This window comes from Streptomyces sp. JHA26 (assembly GCF_002005565.1).
Classification (GTDB): Bacteria; Actinomycetota; Actinomycetes; order Streptomycetales; family Streptomycetaceae; genus Streptomyces.
In genome coordinates this window covers 1-1,490 of sequence record NZ_BDJC01000141.1, presented here as the reverse complement: position 1 = coordinate 1,490, position 1,490 = coordinate 1, and the positions used below count along the sequence as shown (strand labels likewise).

At 70.1% G+C, this 1,490-nt stretch carries 1 protein-coding gene; it reads right to left on the bottom strand.

Annotated elements, in window-relative coordinates; translation table 11 throughout:
• Positions 1–22 precede the first annotated feature (22 nt).
• On the bottom strand, positions 23–1,225 hold the full coding sequence (locus tag JHAT_RS33395) for an IS110 family transposase (RefSeq protein ID WP_077802012.1): 1,203 nt from the start codon (positions 1,223–1,225) through the stop codon (positions 23–25).
• Between the last annotated feature and the right edge of the window lie 265 nt (positions 1,226–1,490).

The window sequence follows — 1,490 nt, the reverse complement described above, 5'->3', positions numbered from 1 at the left end:
GGGGGTGCCTCTATGTCCTTCGTCAAGCGAGTCGAGGGGTCCTCGGCTCGTAGAAGGTTCCGTCGCGGAGCATGGCGAACAGGACGCTGATGCGGTGGCGGGCGAGGCGGAGGAGGGCCTGGGTGTGGGTTTTGCCGCGGGCTCGGCAGCGGTCGTAGTAGGTCCGGGAGGCGGGATCGTGGAGGGCTGCGAACGCGGAGAGGAACATCGCGCGTTTCAGCTGCCGGTTTCCGCCTCTGGGGGCGTGTTCGCCGTGGATCGAGGTGCCGGACTGCTTCGTGGCCGGGGCGAGACCGGCGTAGGAGGCCAGGTGGCCGGCGCTCGGGAACGAGCTGCCGTCGCCGACGGTGGTCAGGAGGACTGCGGCGGTCCTGACGCCGATGCCGGGCATCGAGGTCAGGACCGGGGAAAGAGGGTGGGCCTCCAGCAGTGCCTCGATCCGGGCCTCCAGGGCCCGGCGTTGCTCGTGAACGGCGGCCAGCGACTTTGCCAGTGAGGGGACGATGACGTCGAGGGTGCCGGTGCCCGGGACGGTGACGGTCTGCTCGTCGAGCGCGGTGAAGATGTCGTCGACCAGCCGTTCGGCCATGCGCGGGGCCCTGGGGCGGACGACTTCGACCAGCCTTCGGCGGCCCGCCTTGCGGAGTGCTTGAGGGGATCCGTAGCGCTCGAGGAGCCAGGTCACCGCCTGGTGGTCCAGACGCGGCCCGAGGACCCGTTCGAGGCTGGGGTGGAACTGGGTGAGCAGGCCGCGGATGCGGTTGCTGGTGCGGTTGGCCTCGCCGGCGAGGTCCTGGTCGAAGCCGACCAGCATGGTCAGTTCCGCGGTGATCTCATCGGCAAGGTCGAGGGTGCGCAGGGTGTGGGGCATGGTGCGGGCGGCGTCCGCGATGACCACGGCGTCCTTCGCGTCGGTCTTGGCCTCGCCGGGGTAGAGGTCGGCGATCCGGCGCATGGCGAGTCCGGGCAGGTAGGCGACCTGGCAGCCGGCGTCCCGGGCGACGGTCAGTGGGAGGGCGCCGATGGAGGCCGGCTGGTCCACGACCACCAGGACGGTGCCGAACTTGGCCGTGAGCTTGTCGAAGACGGCCCGCAGCTTCGGTTCGCTGTTCGGCAGCGGCTTGTCGAACACCGTTTTCCCGGCCGGAGTCAGACCGTGGCCGTGATGCGTCTGTTTGCCGACGTCCAGGCCCAGGAAGACGCCCACCCCGTCGATACTGATCACCGTGCCCCCACAGGTCTCGCAGCGTGCCGGCCCCAGGGTCGGGAGCCGTTCTCGCGCAGCCACGTTATGCAGACCTGCCGCCCGAAAGCGGCCGGGCATTGCGCCCGACCGGACGGTGGTCGGACCTCTGATCAGCGTCTCCGACGGCACCCCTCGGACCCGGTGACACCACCCCCCAGGTCATCCCATCGACAGGGGGCAACAGCCATGCCGGGCCCGGAGGCCAGCGGCCCTCTTGCAGGACCGCAAAAAACATAACGGGGGC